This is a genomic window from Streptomyces sp. HUAS TT11 (assembly GCF_051553595.1).
GTDB lineage: Bacteria > Actinomycetota > Actinomycetes > Streptomycetales > Streptomycetaceae > Streptomyces.
This window is the reverse complement of the sequence record NZ_CP196184.1, coordinates 2521435-2537740: the sequence shown is the minus strand read 5'-3', so window position 1 is coordinate 2537740 and position 16306 is coordinate 2521435. Positions and strand designations below refer to the sequence as shown.

Genomic DNA, 16306 nt, shown 5'->3' with positions numbered 1-16306 from the left:
GGACGCATGGACGGGTGCGGGCCCGGACGGCCGACCGCGGGGTTCCGTCAGGGAGGGTCCTGGCCGCGATCCCGTTCCTGGCGCAGCAGTTCGTCGAGATCGCCGAGGCGGTCCAGGCCCCGGAGCGCCTGTGCCATCCGCCGGTTGCCCGCCAGCCGGGACCGGTGCCGGTGCAGGAAGGCCCAGTACCCGGCCGTGTAAGGACAGGCCCGCTCACCCACACGCTCCGTCGGCCGGTAGGCGCAACCGCCGCACAGGTCGCTCATGCGGTTCACATAGGCGCCTGCGGAGGTGTAGGGCTTGGTGGTCATCCGCCCGCCGTCGGCGTACTGGGACATCCCGATGACGTTGGGCAGCATCACCCAGTCGTAGCCGTCGACGAAGCAGCGGTGGAACCAGTCCGTCACGGCCCGCGGGTCGAGACCGCGCTGGAGGGCGTGGCTTCCGAGCAGCATCAGCCGGGGGATGTGGTGCGTCCAACCCGTGTCGCGCACCTGGGCCAGCGTCGTGGCCAGACATCGTGCGGTCACGGCATCGGCGTCCAGTTCGAGGAACCAGTCGGGCAGTGGTGCGTGGTGGTGCAGGGCGTTGCTGTGACGGTAGTCGTCGCCGAAGTACCAGTAGAGCTGCCAGACGTACTCGCGCCACCCGGCGATCTGCCGGACGAACCCCTCCACACTGTTGATCGGCGCCCGCCCGGACCTCCAGGCGTCCTGCGCGCCCCCGATGCACTCGGCGGGGTGCAGAAGGCCGAGGTTGAGCGACGACGACAGCAGGCTGTGGCTCATCACGGGATCGGCGTCCAGCATCGCGTCCTCGTGAGGCCCGAAGCCGGCCAGCCGGTGCTGGAGGAACCGGCGCAGCGCGGCCAGCGCCTCACGCCGGGCGGCCGGGAACCGTCGTGGGCCGTCCCGCCCGACGAAGGCCACCGCGCCGTCGCGCTCCCAGCGGTCCAGGTCGTGCCGCACCTCCTCGTCGACGGTGTTCTCCCGAGGCCGGTAGGGCGCCGGTGCGCCGAGGGTCCGCGCGCCCTTTGGCGGGGGCTCGCGGTTGTCGTGGTCGTGATTCCAGCGTCCGCCCGCGGGGGTGTCACCGTCCATCAACAGGTGGTGTCCGCGCCTCACCCAGCGGTAGAAGTCCTCCTGACGCGGGCTCCGGCCGTCATGACCGTCGGCCCAGGCGCGGAAGTCCGCGTGCGGCACGAGGAAACCGCGGGCGGGCAGGACGGTGACGGTGTCGAGGGACCGGACCAGACGCAGGGCGGCGTGCGAGGTGGGGTGGTGCACCGTCACGGGGCCGTCGCCGACGGCCCGGAGCAGCCCTTCCCGGTAGGTGTCGCAGCGGATGTACCGCACCCGGTCGCCGAGTTCGGCGGCCCGGTGCCGCATCGCGGACAGGATCAGATGGGCTTTCGCGCGGTGGAATCGCCGCCGGCGGAAGACGGAACGGGCCTCGATCATTACCACCGGCGCGTCACGGTCGGGCCCTTCGGCGCCGGGGGCGAGGAAGTGGGGTCCGAGCTGGTCGCCGAAGAGCCAGTGGGCAGTGGCCATACGAGCGCGTCGCCTTCCGTCCTCGCGGCGGTGGGCGTCAGGACGGGGAAGCCGGTGCCGCACCCCGGGCCGTACGGGCGGTGTTCGTGCGGGGGTCGCCGACGCCATGTCGGCTCCACGGAGCAGCATGCCGTGCCAGTAAGACACCTGACGTCACTTTTGCCCATAAAGTACCTGTTTTCACTTCCCGCCGGGGTTGCGGACCCGGAGGCTGTCGGCCGGACCGGTGGCCCTCAAGGGTGTGCGCAGTGCGGGGGAGGCCCTGGCCGCGGTCCGCTCACGGTTCCCTGCCGCGCACCGTGCGCGGGCCGGTGACCTCGGCGCCCAGCTCCGTCACGCGGCGGCGCAGTTCACGGTCCGCCGTGACGACCAGGACGGCACGGTCCCCTGCCTCGCCCACCAGTTCGACGATGCGGTCGTCACCGCTGCGGGGCGCCGACTCCACCCGTACCCCGGGCACGGAATCCACCCCGCGGGCCGCACCCTCGACCACGAGCACCATCTCCACGGGTCCGGAACGGCCCGGGAGGCCCTCGTCGGCGTAGCGCACGATCCCGTCGCGCAGCCGCTCCGCGGCGCCCCGCCGGTCCCGCCACCAGCCGTCGGGAACGGACCCGACAACATTGGCGGCGTCGACGACCACGAGCGGGAGGTTCTCCATGGGGCCCAGGGTCGCACGCACACCGTGCCGGACGCGCCGCTTGGGCGGCTGCCGCTCGCGCGGGGTGCCGGGGCGAACGAGGTCGTCACCCGCCGCGAGGACGGCCAGGTGGGCCCGGACGGTGTGTCAGAGGGCCTGAGCGGTTCTGTGACGCCCTTCCGCGCGGCCGTCGCGGGCGCGGAGCACCGGGCGACGTCCCGGCGGCGGAGGCGCGGTTCGGCGGGACGTCGCCCGGTGCATGCGAGAGGGCCTCCGCCCGGCGGGCGGAGGCCCTCGTCACATCCCTACGACGGTGGTCGCCCGGCTGCCCGTCACGCCGGGACCGAGGCGACGCCCGCGGTCAGGAAACGCTTGCCGTTCACCCGCTCGGAGACGCCCTCGCGGTCCAGGTACGGGGTGAGGCCGCCCAGGTGGAAGGGCCAGCCGGCGCCCGTGATCAGGCACAGGTCGATGTCCTGCGCCTCGGCGACGACGTTCTCGTCGAGCATCAGGCCGATCTCCTGCGCCACGGCGTCCAGGACGCGGGCACGGACCTGCTCCTCCGTCAGGACCGTGTCGCCCTGCTCGAGGAGCGCGGCGACCTCCGGGTCCAGCTCCGGCTTGCCGCTGTCGTAGACGTAGAAGCCGCGCTTGCCGGCCTCGACGACCGCCTTGAGGTTCGGGGAGACCTTGAAGCGGTCCGGGAAGGCCCGGTTGAGGGTCTCCGAGACGTGCAGGCCGATGGCCGGACCGACGAGCTCGAGAAGGACCAGCGGGGACATCGGCAGGCCGAGGGGCTCCACCGCCTTCTCGGCCACCTCGACCGGGGTGCCCTCGTCGATGACGTTCTGGATCTCGCCCATGAAGCGGGTGAGGATGCGGTTGACGACGAACGCCGGGGCGTCCTTGACCAGAACCGCCGTCTTCTTCAGCTTCTTGGCCACCGCGAAGGCGGTCGCCAGCGAGGCGTCGTCCGTCTGCTCGCCGCGCACGATCTCGAGGAGCGGCAGGATCGCGACCGGGTTGAAGAAGTGGAAACCGACGACCCGCTCGGGATGCTGCAGCTTCGAGGCCATCTCCGACACCGACAGGGAGGAGGTGTTGGTGGCGAGGATCGCATGGGCCGGGGCGACCGCCTCGACCTCGGCGAACACCTTCTGCTTGACCGACATCTCCTCGAACACGGCCTCGATGACGAAGTCCGCGTCCGCGAAGCCCTCGGCCTTGTCCAGGACACCGGAGACAAGGGCCTTGAGACGGTTGGCCTTGTCCTGGTGGATCCGGCCCTTGCCGAGCAGCTTGTCGATCTCGGCGTGGACGTAGCCCACGCCCTTGTCGACGCGCTCCTGGTCGATGTCCGTGAGGACGACCGGGACCTCCAGGCGGCGCAGGAACAGCAGGGCCAGCTGCGAGGCCATCAGACCGGCGCCGACGACGCCGACCTTGGTGACCGGGCGGGCCAGGTTCTTGTCCGGGGCGCCGGCCGGGCGCTTGCCGCGCTTCTGGACGAGGTTGAAGGCGTAGATGCCCGCGCGCAGTTCGCCGCCCATGATCAGGTCGGCGAGGGCCTGGTCCTCGGCGTCGTAGCCCTGCTGCAGGTCGCCGTTCTTGGCCGCGGCGATGATGTCCAGCGCGCGGTACGCGGCCGGGGCCGCGCCGTGCACCTTGCCGTCGGCGACGAAGCGGCCCTTGGCGACGGCCTGGTCCCAGGCCTCGCCGCGGTCGATCTCCGGGCGCTCGATCCGGATCTCGCCCTTGAGGACGGCCGCGGTCCAGATCAGCGACTGCTCGAGGAAGTCCGCGCCCTCGAAGAGGGCGTCGGCGATGCCGAGCTCATAGACCTGTGCGCCCTTGAGCTGCTTGTTCTGGTTGAGCGAGTTCTCGATGATCACCGAGACGGCCTTGTCCGCGCCGATCAGGTTCGGCAGCAGGGTGCAGCCGCCCCAGCCGGGGACCAGGCCCAGGAACACCTCGGGGAGGGAGAACGCCGGGAGGGCCGCGGACACCGTGCGGTAGGTGCAGTGCAGGCCGACCTCGACGCCGCCGCCCATCGCCGCGCCGTTGTAGTAGGCGAAGGTCGGGACGGCGAGCTTCGACAGGCGCTTGAACACCTCGTGGCCGCCCTTGCCGATGGCCAGCGCGTCCTCGTGCCTCTTCAGCAGCTCGACGCCCTTGAGGTCGGCGCCGACCGCGAAGATGAACGGCTTGCCCGTGATGCCGGCACCGACGATCTCGCCGTCCGCGGCCTCCTTCTCGACCTGGTCGATCGCGGTGTCGAGGTTCGCGAGCGACTGCGGTCCGAAGGTGGTCGGCTTGGTGTGGTCCAAGCCGTTGTCCAGGGTGATCAGGGCGAAACGGCCCGCGCCCCCGGGCAGGTCGAAGTGGCGTACGTGCGCCTGGGTGACGACCTCGTCCGGGAACAGCTCGGCCGCGCCCTTCAACAGTTCGGCGGTGGTGCTCACTTGTCCCCCTCGAAGTGCGGGTTCTCCCAGATGACGGTCGCGCCCATGCCGAAGCCGACGCACATGGTGGTCAGGCCGTAGCGGACCTGCGGCTGCTCCTCGAACTGCCGGGCCAGCTGCGTCATCAGACGGACGCCGGAGGAGGCGAGCGGGTGGCCGAAGGCGATGGCACCGCCGTACTGGTTGACGCGCTCGTCGTCGTCCGCGACGCCGTAGTGGTCGAGGAAGGCCAGGACCTGGACGGCGAAGGCCTCGTTGATCTCGAACAGGCCGATGTCGGAGATGGACAGGCCCGCCTTGGCGAGCGCCTTCTCCGTGGCCGGGATCGGGCCGTAGCCCATGACCTCGGGCTCCACGCCCGCGAAGGCGTAGGAGACCAGGCGCATCCTGACCGGCAGGTCGTTCTCGCGGGCGAAGTCCTCGGACGCGATGATCGAGGCGGTGGCGCCGTCGTTCAGACCGGCCGCGTTGCCCGCGGTGACCCGGCCGTGCACGCGGAACGGCGTCTTGAGGCCCGCCAGGTTCTCCAGGGTGGTGCCCGGGCGCATCGGTTCGTCCGCCGTGACCAGACCCCAGCCGGTCTCCCCGCTCTCGGGGTTCGTGCGGCGCACGGAGATCGGCACCAGGTCCTGCTGGATCCTGCCGTTGGCGTACGCCTTGGCGGCCCGCTCCTGCGAGCGCACCGCGTACTCGTCGGCGCGCAGCTTGGTGATGTGCGGGTAGCGGTCGTGCAGGTTCTCCGCGGTCATGCCCATGAACAGGGCGGACTCGTCGACCAGCTTCTCGCTCACGAAGCGCGGGTTCGGGTCCACGCCCTCGCCCATCGGGTGGCGGCCCATGTGCTCGACACCGCCGGCGATGACGGCGTCGTAGGCGCCGAAGGCGATCGATCCGGCCGTCGTCGTCACGGCCGTCAGCGCGCCCGCGCACATGCGGTCGATGGAGTAGCCGGGGACGGACTGGGGGAGACCGGCCAGGATGCCGGCCGTGCGGCCGAGCGTCAGGCCCTGGTCACCGATCTGCGTGGTCGCGGCGATGGCGACCTCGTCGATCTTCTTCGGGTCGAGACCCGGGTTGCGGCGCAGCAGCTCCCGGATCGCCTTCACGACGAGATCGTCGGCGCGGGTCTCGTGGTAGATGCCCTTCGGGCCCGCCTTGCCGAACGGGGTACGGACGCCGTCGACGAAGACGACGTCCCTGACGGTACGAGGCACGATGGCTCTCCTCCAGGTGCGGGATGGCACTGCTGCGACGCGCTGAGCGCGCGCTCAGCCCCATGCTACTTATGGGTAACCAAGCTGCCCAGCCCCGCAGGTCCAAGCGGCGAAGGTCACACCATCGGGTGAGTCCTTCCAGGGCTCCTCACCCGGCGGCGCGCCGATCTTGGCGCGATCTCGACGCAGTCGTCCCGGCTCCGGGACCGAGCGGGCCTCCCGAGCAGGCGCTGCGGGCCGTCGTCGCGGCCCTGGTCGGACGCGCGCACAAGCGCGAGCGGGCCGCGAACCGGCCGTGGCACGGAGAAGGGCCGCCCGAGGGCGGCCCTGTCTCTCCGGTCCGGCGCTCAGGGCTTCGCGGACAGCGCCGCCACCAGCACCGGGGTCACCTGCTCCACCTGCCACGGCCGCGCGCCGTGTCCGGCCAGCGCGGCCGCGATGGATGCGGCGTCGGCCGACGGAGGCGGTTCCCAGCACACCCGCCGCACGGTGTCGGGGGAGACCAGATTCTCCTGAGGCATGTTCAGCTGCTCGGCGAGGGCCGAGACCGCCGCCCGCGCCGCGGTCAGCCGGGCCGCGGCCACCGGGTCCTTGTCGGCCCACGCGCGCGGCGGCGGCGGACCGGTCACCGGCTGGCCCGGCTGCGGCAGCTCGGCCTCGGGCAGCCCCTTGGCGCGATCGACCGCGGTCTGCCACTGCTCCAGCTGACGCCGTGCCATGCGGTGCCCGAATCCGCCGAGGGCGGCCAGGGCGTGCGCGTTCGGCGGCATGGCCAGCGCGGCCTCGACGATCGCCGCGTCCGAGAGCACCTTGCCGGGGGAGACGTCCCGGCGCTGCGCGATCCGGTCCCGGGTCTGCCACAGTTCGCGGACGACCGCCATCTGCCGGCGGCGGCGCACCTTGTGCATGCCCGACGTACGCCGCCAGGGGTCCTTGCGGGGCTCCGCGGGCGGCGCCGAGGCGATCGCGTCGAACTCCTGCCGGGCCCACTCGAGCTTGCCCTGCCGGTCCAGCTCCTTCTCCAGGGCGTCCCGCAGATCGACGAGCAGTTCGACGTCGAGGGCGGCGTAGCGCAGCCAGGGGTCGGGCAGCGGCCGCGTCGACCAGTCGACCGCCGAATGCCCCTTCTCGAGCACGAAGGCGAGGACCGTCTCCACCATGGCGCCGAGCCCGACCCGGGGAAACCCGGCGAGACGTCCGGCCAACTCGGTGTCGAACAGGAGCGTGGGGGCCATGCCTATCTCGCGCAGACACGGCAGGTCCTGGGTGGCGGCGTGCAGTACCCACTCGACGCCGGACAGCGCGTCGCCCAGCGCCGACAGATCGGGGCAGGCGACGGGGTCGATCAGCGCGGTGCCCGCGCCCTCGCGGCGCAGCTGGACCAGATAGGCGCGCTGGCCGTAGCGGTAGCCGGAGGCGCGTTCCGCGTCGACCGCGACGGGTCCTGAGCCCGCGGCGAAGGCGGCCACCACCTTGGCCAGCGAGGCCTCGTCGGCGATCACGGGCGGGATGCCGTCCCGTGGCTCCAGCAAGGGGATCGGCGCCGCTTCGACATCGTCCGGAGGGGCGCCTCCGGTGGTTCGCAGTGGGCTGTCTGCTGCGGTCTCCTGGGCGTCGGTCACCTGTCAAGGGTATCCGTGGATGGAGTACGCCCGTCGACGGAACGTTCCGTCGACGGGCGATGGGGGGTCGTAAACCAGTCATGTGTCACACGTGCAGGTGAAGGACACCGACCTTCTCGATTGACGTGGGGCAGCGGATCCCGCCGTTGCGCTGTTCGCTTCGGACCGGGGCGTGCGGCGGCTCGATGGGACGGGTGGCCGGACGGTCAGTGGATGATGCCGGTGCGCAGGGCGACCGCCACCATTCCGGCGCGGTCGCCGGTGCCGAGTTTGCGGGCGATCCGGGCGAGATGGCTCTTGACGGTCAGGGCGGAGAGCCCCATCGAGACGCCGATCGCCTTGTTGGACTGGCCCTCGGCGACCAGACGCAGCACCTCCACCTCGCGACCGGAGAGTTCGCGGTAGCCGCCCGGGTGGCTCGGAGCACCCGGGGGGCGGCGGTGCAGGCGCGCCGCGGCGGCGCCGATGGGGGCGGCACCGGGCCGGGTGGGGAGCCCGACGTTGGTGCGCGTCCCGGTGACGACATAGCCCTTGACTCCGCCCGCCAGGGCGTTGCGGACCGCGCCGATGTCGTCGGCGGCGGACAGGGCGAGGCCGTTGGGCCAGCCCGCGGCACGGGTCTCCGACAGGAGAGTGAGGCCGGAGCCGTCGGGGAGGTGCACGTCGGCGACGCAGATGTCGCGCGGATTGCCGATACGGGGGCGCGCCTCCGCGATGGACGACGCCTCGATGACGTCGCGCACCCCGAGGGCCCAGAGGTGGCGGGTGACGGTGGAACGGACGCGCGGGTCGGCCACGACGACCATGGCGGTCGGCTTGTTCGGGCGGTAGGCGACCAGGCTTGCGGGCTGCTCGAGGAGAACGGACACCAGGCCTCCTGGGGGTGCGGGACGGGGCCGGCTCTGGGGATGGAGCCGAGACGAACCGTGCTTTCAAGGTCACAGTCGTCTTCGGCACCAAACTCGTGCTCCTTTAGAGAATGATCACGATTTGGTGAGTAACAATCGGTGCAATTCGGACGCGCGCGCGATCAACCGAAGATCGAATCGGTTCGCTCCGTTGTCCAAAAGCGGCCGAAAGTGGCCGTATCGACAAAGAGATGACAAGAGTCATCCGTCGAGGTGTGTCGTGGCGGGCTCCCGCCACGACGAGGGCCGTGCCCCACGTTCGTGTGGGGCACGGCCCTCGTCGTGACACGGCCGGTGAGCGCGGGCCGTCAGCGCGAGTCGGGTCCTCGGCGCTGCGGCAGGGTCACCACCGAGGAGTCTCCCGGGCCCGCCGGGGGCAGGCCCGCGATCTGCGCGAGCAGATCGCACCAGGAGGCCAGATGGGCGGCCGTGTCCGGGACGCCGCCCAGACCCTCGCGGGGGGTCCAGGAGGCGCGGATCTCGATCTGGGAGGCGGCGGGACGAGCGGCCAGCCCGCCGAAGTAGTGCGAGCCGGCGCGTGTGACGGTGCCGCTCGGCTCCCCGTAGGCCAGTCCGCGGGTCTGCAGCGCGTCCGTCAGCCAGGACCAGCACACCTCGGGCAGCAGCGGGTCGGCCGCCATCTCGGGCTCGAGCTCGGCGCGCACCAGTGTCACCAGGCGGAAGGAGCCCTGCCAGGCCTCGTGCCCCGCCGGGTCGTACAGCAGGACGAGACGTCCGTCGGCCAGGTCCTCGCCCTCCTGGACGACCGCGGCCTCCAGGGCGTAGGTGTGCGGGGCGAGCCGCTGCGGAGGTCGCGTCGGTTCGATCTCGATCTCCGGCCGCAGCCGAGCGGCCTTGAGCGCGTCGACCGCGGCGCGGAAGGGCAGCGGAGCCGCCTCCATCGCATTGCCGTCCCCCTCGTCCGCGTCGTCCATTCCGCCAGTGCCGTCCGTCAGTGGTTCCTGAGCCGCAGCCATGCGGGGAAGAGTAAGGGGAGGACAGCGCCTTCGCAGGGAGAGACACCCGTCCCGCCGGTGGTTGGCCGGGAACGGCGAGATGTCGTTTCGGTGGGGGCGCGGTACCCCGTCCGGGTGCTGCCCGCAGCACCCTCGCCCCCGGGCCGGGTGCTCCGCGGGACGTGCGAGACTTCTTGACGTGAGTGCCAACGACCGCCCCGTGACGGGCCAGCCGACAGCCACGTACGATTCCGCGTTCCTCAAGGCGTGCAGGCGCGAGCCCGTTTCCCACACGCCGGTGTGGTTCATGCGGCAGGCCGGGCGCTCCCTGCCCGAGTACCGCAAGGTGCGCGAGGGTGTCCCGATGCTCGACTCGTGCATGATGCCCGAGCTGGTCACCGAGATCACCTTGCAGCCGGTCCGCCGGCACGGCGTGGACGCGGCCGTCTACTACAGCGACATCGTCGTCCCCCTCAAGGCCATCGGCGTCGAGCTCGACATCAAGCCGGGTGTCGGTCCGGTCGTCGAGCACCCGATCCGCTCCCGGGCCGATCTCGCACGGCTGCGGAACCTCACCCCCGAGGACGTCCCCTACGTCACGGAGGCCGTCGGGCTGCTCACCGCCGAGCTGGGCGGGACCCCGCTGATCGGTTTCGCGGGCGCCCCCTTCACCCTCGCGAGCTACCTCATCGAGGGCGGCCCGTCCCGCACGTACGAGAACACCAAGGCGCTCATGTACGGCGACCCGCAGCTGTGGGCCGACCTGATGGACCGGCTCGCGGACATCACGATCGCCTTCCTCAAGGTCCAGATCGAGGCGGGCGCCTCCGCCGTCCAGCTCTTCGACTCCTGGGCGGGCGCCCTCTCCCCCGCCGACTACCGCCGCTCGGCGCTGCCCGCGTCCGCCAAGGTCTTCCGGGCCGTCGAGGGCTACGGCGTCCCGCGCATCCACTTCGGTGTCGGCACCGGCGAACTGCTCGGTTTGATGGGCGAGGCGGGAGCGGACGTCGTCGGCGTCGACTGGCGTGTCCCGCTCGACGAGGCGGCCCGCCGCGTCGGCCCGGGGAAGGCCCTCCAGGGCAATCTCGACCCGGCGATCCTCTTCGCACCGAGGGAGGCGGTCGAGGCCAAGACCCGCGAGGTGCTCGAGGCCGCCGCGGGGCTCGAGGGCCATGTCTTCAACCTCGGCCACGGGGTCATGCCGACCACCGACCCCGACTGCCTGACCCGGCTCGTGGAGTACGTCCACACGCAGACGGCCCGCTGACCGTCCCCCCAGCCTGCGGCCTCCCGGGTTCACGCGTCCCCGCGCGGACCCGGCGGCGCGGCCGCGCCCGGCGGGCCCCTGCGTCCCCCGTGACGGGGTGCCCGAACGGTCGTCGGGCCCGGACGACGGCACGGACGACGGTCCGGTCCGGCGATCCGAGTCGCTGTCAGTTCGGTGCGGACCCGGGCCGGTTCCCCGCTCGGCGCCGGGTGGGCCCCGCCGGCCTCACCAACCCGGCCGTGCCCGTCTGCCGAACAGCAGGCCCTGTGGCTGGGGCGGTTGCGGGGTGCCCGCGCGCAGGGGCCAGGCGATGACCATGCCGACCAGGAAGCCGGCCACGTGTGCCATGTACGCCACGCTGCCCGCGCTGGAGACGCCCTGGCCGGAGGAGTACACCGCCTGGAGGACGAACCAGAAGCCCAGCACGATCCAGGCGGGCAGCCGCAGCGGCAGGAAGATCAGGAACGGTACGAGGACCCAGACACGGGCTCTCGGATACAGGACCAGATAGGCGCCGAGCACTCCGGCGATCGCCCCGGAAGCACCGATCAGCGGGTCGCCCGAGTCGGAGTTCGCCACGGCGAAACCGTAGGCGGCCGCGTAGCCGCACACGAGGTAGAACAGTGTGAAGCGGACGTGGCCCAGCCGGTCCTCGATGTTGTTGCCGAAGATCAGCAGGAACAGCATGTTGCCCAGCAGGTGCAGCCAGCTGCCGTGCAGGAACATCGCCGTGAAGACGGACGCCGGTGGTGACTTCCGGTAGTCCGGAGTGGCCACCACACAGCCCGGGCCGTGCGGGCCCACGCCGACCGCGCCGGTGGGCACCAGCCGAGGCAGCTGATCGTGGATCAGCTCCCGTGGCACCGCGGCGTAGTGATCGAGGAACGCCTGGAGATGGCAGAGCTGCGCCAGATCGCTCTGTCCCGCCACCGAGCCCGCTATCCCGGGGGTGAACAGGAAGACGACGACGTTGGCCGCGATCAGTGCGTACGTCACATAGGGCGTACGGCGCGCAGGGTTTACGTCATGGACGGGGATGACCACAAGGAAGTACTGCCCGGGATGGGCCGGGCGAATCAGTGAACGCGGCCGTCCGCCTGTGCGTATGTCTCCTCAACCGGCCGCGGTGCGGGGAAGGCGTGTCGCGGGGACAACGTGAGGAACAGGCGATGAACGACCGAGTTACTCCTCCGATTCACGCTCTGCCCGACGGCGAGGCCGAACTGGCCCTGGTCATCCATCTGCCGTGGGAGGACATCGCCCGGCTCGGCCAGGAGGCGGGCCGGCTCGCCGCCCAGATGCAGCGCCCCGTGACCCTCGACGAGGCCGTCAGTCAGCGGCTGCGTTCCACCAGGGCGGCCGCGCACGCGAAGCCGGGGGGAGTGCAGCCGCCGTCGGCCGCCGTCCCCTCCAGCGCCTCCGTGTCGTCGCTGCCGCCCCGTCCGCCCGCCGAGCAGGCCCGGCAGGCCATCGAGAGGATCAACGGTCAGCACGAGACGGCGTAGGCCCCCGGCGGCGTGACCCGCGGGGACCGCCATGCGGGCGGGCCCTGCGGGTCTTCGCGGCCGGGCCGTGATCCGTGCCCGGGACGTCAGCCGCCGTCCGTGCGCACTGCCGCAGTCGCCTTCCTGGCCGCCACCAGGACCGGGTCCCACACCGGTGAGAACGGCGGTGCGTATCCCAGGTCCAGGGCCGTCATCTCCTCGACCGTCATACGGGCGGTCAGCGCGACCGCCGCGATGTCGACCCGCTTGGCGGCCCCCTCACGGCCGACGATCTGGACGCCGAGCAGCCGGCCCGTGCGGCGTTCGGCGAGCATCTTCACCGTCATCGACGCGGCGTTCGGGTAGTAGCCCGCGCGGCTGGTCGACTCGATGGTGACGGTCACGTACTGCAGGCCGGCCCGCCGCGCGTCCTTCTCGCGCAGACCGGTGCGGGCGATCTCCAGATCGCAGACCTTGCTCACGGCCGTGCCGACGACGCCCGGAAAGGTGGCGTAGCCGCCGCCCACGTTGGTGCCGATGACCTGGCCGTGCTTGTTGGCGTGCGTCCCCAGGGCGATGTGCCGCTCCCGTCCGGAGACCAGGTCCATGACCTCGACGCAGTCGCCGCCGGCCCAGATGTTCTCGTGCCCGCGCACCCGCATCGAGAGGTCGGTGAGCAGCCCGCCGTGCTCGCCGAGCGGCAGCCCGGCGGCCCTCGCGAGCGCGGTCTCGGGGCGTACCCCGATGCCCAGGACCACCACGTCCGCCGGGTACTCGGCGGCTTCAGTGCCCACGGCCCGGACCCGTCCGTCGTCGCCGGTGAGGATCTTGGTGACCTCGGCGTCGTCGACCATCCTGATGCCGAGGCCCTCCATGGCCTCGTGCACGAGGCGGCCCATGTCCGGGTCGAGGGTGGCCATGGGTTCCTTGCCGCGGTTGACCACGGTGACCTCGTAGCCGCGGTTGACCAGCGCCTCGGCCATCTCCACACCGATGTAGCCGGCGCCGATGACCACCGCACTGCGCCCCCGGGTGGCGGCCAGCGAGTCCAGCAGCGCCTGCCCGTCGTCCAGGGTCTGCACGCCGTGCACACCGGGCGCGTCGATGCCGGGCAGATCGGGGCGGACGGGCCGGGCCCCGGTCGCGATCACGAGCTTGTCGTACGACGTCCAGGCCTCGGCCCCGGAGTCGACGGCCCGTGTGCGGACGCGCCCGCCCGCCACGTCGATCTCCGTGACCTCCGTCCGCATCCGCAGGTCGATGCCCCGCGCCGCGTGCTCCTCGGGTGTACGGGCGATCAGCTCGTCCCGTGTGGCGACGTCACCGCCCACCCAGTACGGGATGCCGCACGCCGAGAACGAGGAGAAGTGACCGCGCTCGAACGCCACGATCTCCAGCTCGTCGGGCCTCTTGAGACGGCGCGCCTGCGACGCGGCGGACATGCCCGCCGCGTCGCCGCCGATCACGACCAGGCGCTCGGGGGAACGGTTCGTAGGGCTCATGGTCATACGAACACGCTACGTGCGCGGGGAATTTCAGTCCTGTTCGCCCGTGCTGCTGTCCTGCCCCGGGGCGGGCTCGGGCGCCGTACGGGCCGCGGGGAACGCGCCCACCGGCGGTGCGGCGGGCGCGGGTGCCGGACGGCGGGGCAGCCGAGGGCGTACCAGACGCTGCCACACCAGTGCGAGCAACACGACGCACACCGCGAAGGGGAGGGCCGCCCCGATCGCCAGGGCGATCCAGCGCAGCAGCGTGACGAACACGTGCCATCCGCCCGCCAGGGCGTCCACGAACCCGGGCCGGTCGTCCTTCGCCGCCTTCGGCACCGGTGTCTCGGACAGCGAGAGGGTGATGGTGGCCAGGCTGGTGCGGTCCTTGAGGGAGGCCTGCCGGGCCAGCAGCGCCTCGAGGTCGGCCTCGCGCGAGCTCAGTTCCCCTTCCAGCGCGACCACGTCGCTGAGCCTGGTCGCCCGGTCCATCAGTTCCCGCACCCGCGCCACGCTGACCCGCTGCGACCTGATGCGGCTCTCCACGTCGACGACCTGGTCGGTGACGTCCTCGGCCCTGGCGGTGCGGTCGAGCAGCTTGCCCGCGCCCTGGAGCGAGGAGAGGACCTCGTCGTACTTCCCGGTGGGCACCCGCAGGACGAGCCGAGTGCGCTCGTGGCCCCGGGCGTCGCGGCTGGTGCTCTCGTTGCCGACGAACCCGCCCGCGTTCTCGACGGTCGTCCGGGCCCGGTCGAGCGCGTCGGGGACGTCCTTCACCTGCACGGTGAGGGAGGCGGTGCGGATGATGTCGCCCGTGGAGAGTCGGGGCGTGCTGCCGGGGTCCTTCGCGGCACCGCCCGCGGCGTTGCCGCCGTCCTTCGCGCCGGCGCCCGCGGCGCTGTCGGCGGCGCCCTCCTGCTGGGCGGCCACCGCACCGGACTTGGCGTCGCCGGCACTGCTGTCGGCGCCCGAATCGCCGCCGGCGCTGCAGCCCGTGAGCGCGAGTGCGGCGGCGAGCAACGTCGTGGCCAGTACCCGGACCGGCCGTACGGAGCGTGGAGTGCGCATGTGGTCCTACCCCCGGGGGTTGTGACGACGGATGCCTCTTCGACGCGGGGCCCGTACCGAACGTTGGCCGGATCCGGTCCCGATGCGGTCACGGTCGGGACTCGGCGGGGACACCCGCGCCAGGCCGTTCGGCAGCGGCACACACCGCTCCCCGGCCTCCGGGAACCGTTTGAGAGGCTGGGGGCATGAGCGCAACGCACACCCGCCCGGACGCGGGACACGTCGTCGTCATCGGAGGCGGGATCGCGGGGCTGGCCGCCGCCCACCGGCTGCTGGACCGGGGGATGCGGGTGACGGTCCTGGAGGCGGCGGACCGGGTCGGCGGCAAACTGCTGCCGGGCGAGATCGCGGGGGTGCGGGTCGACCTCGGCGCCGAGTCCATGCTGGCGCGGCGTCCCGAGGCGGTGTCTCTGGCCCGTGAGGCGGGCCTCGCGGAGAGGCTTCGGCCACCGGCCACCTCGACCGCCTCGATCTGGACGCGCGGCGCCCTGCGGCCGATGCCGAAGGGGCATGTCATGGGCGTCCCCGGTGCCGCCTCCGCACTGTCCGGAGTGCTGTCGGACGAAGGACTGCGCCGCATCGAACAGGACGCCGAACTGCCGCGCACGGAGGTCGGCGACGACGTGGCGGTGGGGGAGTACGTGGCGGCCCGGCTCGGCCGCGAGGTCGTCGACCGCCTGGTGGAACCGCTGCTCGGCGGGGTGTACGCGGGCGACGCGTACCGCATCTCCATGCGTTCGGCCGTTCCGCAGCTCTTCCAGGCCGCCAGGGACCACGCCTCGCTGACGGAAGCGGTACGCGACATCCAGGCGAAGGGGGCCGCGGCCGCGCAGACGGGCCCGGTGTTCATGGGCATCGAGGGGGGCGTCGGCCGTCTCCCGCTCGCAGTGGCCGAGTCGGTGCGGGCCCGGGGCGGCGAGATCCGTCCGGGGACCGCGGCGGACGGCCTGATCCGCACTCCCGCAGGATGGCAGGTCCGCCTCGACGGCGGCACCGTCGAGGCGGACGCGGTGGTCGTGGCGGCACCCGCCCGTCAGGCCGCGCGGCTGCTGCGCGGTGTCAGCGCCAAGGCCGCCGCCGAACTGGACGTCGTCGAGTACGCCTCCATGGCGCTCGTCACCCTCGCCTACCGCCGTGCCGACATCACCCTTCCCGAGGGCAGCGGCTTCCTGGTGCCGCCGGTCGACGGGCGGACGATCAAGGCGTCGACCTTCGCCTCCCAGAAGTGGGGCTGGATCGGGGACGAGGACCCGGACGTCGTCGTGCTGAGGACGTCCGTCGGCCGCTACGCCGAGACGGAGATCCTCCAGCGCGAGGACGCCGATCTCGTGGCCCTCTCGCGGCACGACCTGCGCGAGGCGACCGGGGTGGACGCCCCTGTGCTGGAGAGCCGTGTCACCCGCTGGACCGACGGCCTGCCGCAGTACCCCGTGGGCCACCACGCGCGCGTGGCCCGCATCCGCGAGCACGTGGCGAAGCTGCCGGGACTGGCGGTGTGCGGCGCGGCCTACGACGGGGTCGGCATCCCGGCGTGCATCGCGAGCGCGTACGCCGCCGTCGATCAGCTCGGCGGCGATCTGCGCGGTGTCGAGGAGCTCACCGCCAACCCGGTGCAGAGTCTGCACGGCGGAGCGGGAGAATAGGA

The 16306-nt window shown here is 72.3% G+C and carries 13 protein-coding genes; 3 read left to right on the top strand and 10 right to left on the bottom strand.

Going from position 1 to position 16306, the window contains the following annotated elements:
• Nucleotides 1-47: 47 nt before the first annotated feature.
• From ACSHXN_RS11440 to ACSHXN_RS11410, 7 genes are all read right to left on the bottom strand, one after another.
• Nucleotides 48-1553, bottom strand: a complete 1506-nt coding sequence (locus ACSHXN_RS11440) for a cryptochrome/photolyase family protein (RefSeq protein ID WP_438303031.1) — start codon at nucleotides 1551-1553, stop codon at nucleotides 48-50.
• Nucleotides 1554-1830: 277 nt separating this feature from the next.
• Nucleotides 1831-2214 carry an NTP pyrophosphohydrolase gene (locus tag ACSHXN_RS11435; RefSeq protein ID WP_355129394.1) on the bottom strand — a complete coding sequence of 128 codons (384 nt, stop codon included), beginning with the start codon at nucleotides 2212-2214 and terminating at the stop codon, nucleotides 1831-1833.
• Between the two features lie 311 nt (nucleotides 2215-2525).
• Entirely contained in the window at nucleotides 2526-4655 is a 2130-nt protein-coding gene (locus ACSHXN_RS11430; protein WP_355129392.1) for a 3-hydroxyacyl-CoA dehydrogenase NAD-binding domain-containing protein, read from the bottom strand.
• A complete protein-coding gene (locus tag ACSHXN_RS11425; RefSeq protein WP_355129391.1) occupies nucleotides 4652-5869 on the bottom strand; it encodes a thiolase family protein in 1218 nt (405 codons plus the stop codon). Before ACSHXN_RS11425 ends, ACSHXN_RS11430 begins: the two co-directional genes overlap by 4 nt.
• 347 nt (nucleotides 5870-6216) lie before the next feature.
• Nucleotides 6217-7491, bottom strand: a complete 1275-nt coding sequence (locus ACSHXN_RS11420; RefSeq protein WP_355129390.1) for a ribonuclease D — start codon at nucleotides 7489-7491, stop codon at nucleotides 6217-6219.
• Between the two features lie 206 nt (nucleotides 7492-7697).
• A complete protein-coding gene (locus ACSHXN_RS11415; RefSeq protein ID WP_003993737.1) occupies nucleotides 7698-8360 on the bottom strand; it encodes a response regulator transcription factor in 663 nt (220 codons plus the stop codon).
• 347 nt (nucleotides 8361-8707) lie between these two features.
• The gene (locus ACSHXN_RS11410; RefSeq protein WP_355140738.1) at nucleotides 8708-9376 is read right to left on the bottom strand and encodes a DUF3000 domain-containing protein; all 669 of its coding nucleotides are present in this window, start codon (nucleotides 9374-9376) and stop codon (nucleotides 8708-8710) included.
• A 178-nt stretch (nucleotides 9377-9554) separates the two neighbouring features.
• Between ACSHXN_RS11410 and hemE the strand changes: the two genes are divergently transcribed.
• A complete protein-coding gene (gene hemE, locus ACSHXN_RS11405; protein WP_355140739.1) occupies nucleotides 9555-10622 on the top strand; it encodes a uroporphyrinogen decarboxylase in 1068 nt (355 codons plus the stop codon).
• Nucleotides 10623-10847: 225 nt separating this feature from the next.
• Here the strand turns inward: hemE and ACSHXN_RS11400 are convergent, their stop codons facing one another.
• Entirely contained in the window at nucleotides 10848-11666 is an 819-nt protein-coding gene (locus ACSHXN_RS11400; RefSeq protein WP_355140740.1) for a rhomboid family intramembrane serine protease, read from the bottom strand.
• Nucleotides 11667-11791: 125 nt separating this feature from the next.
• Here ACSHXN_RS11400 and ACSHXN_RS11395 point away from each other — a divergent pair, with 125 nt between their 5' ends.
• Entirely contained in the window at nucleotides 11792-12127 is a 336-nt protein-coding gene (locus ACSHXN_RS11395) for a hypothetical protein (protein ID WP_355140741.1), read from the top strand.
• 86 nt (nucleotides 12128-12213) lie between these two features.
• Here the strand turns inward: ACSHXN_RS11395 and ACSHXN_RS11390 are convergent, their stop codons facing one another.
• Together ACSHXN_RS11390 and ACSHXN_RS11385 are read right to left on the bottom strand one after the other, a co-directional pair.
• Entirely contained in the window at nucleotides 12214-13614 is a 1401-nt protein-coding gene (locus ACSHXN_RS11390) for an FAD-dependent oxidoreductase (protein ID WP_355140742.1), read from the bottom strand.
• 27 nt (nucleotides 13615-13641) lie between these two features.
• Nucleotides 13642-14661, bottom strand: coding sequence for a DUF4349 domain-containing protein (locus ACSHXN_RS11385; protein WP_438303030.1), 1020 nt, complete (start codon nucleotides 14659-14661; stop codon nucleotides 13642-13644).
• Nucleotides 14662-14846: 185 nt separating this feature from the next.
• Between ACSHXN_RS11385 and hemG the strand changes: the two genes are divergently transcribed.
• Nucleotides 14847-16304, top strand: a complete 1458-nt coding sequence (hemG, locus tag ACSHXN_RS11380; RefSeq protein ID WP_355140744.1) for a protoporphyrinogen oxidase — start codon at nucleotides 14847-14849, stop codon at nucleotides 16302-16304.
• Nucleotides 16305-16306: the final 2 nt, after the last annotated feature.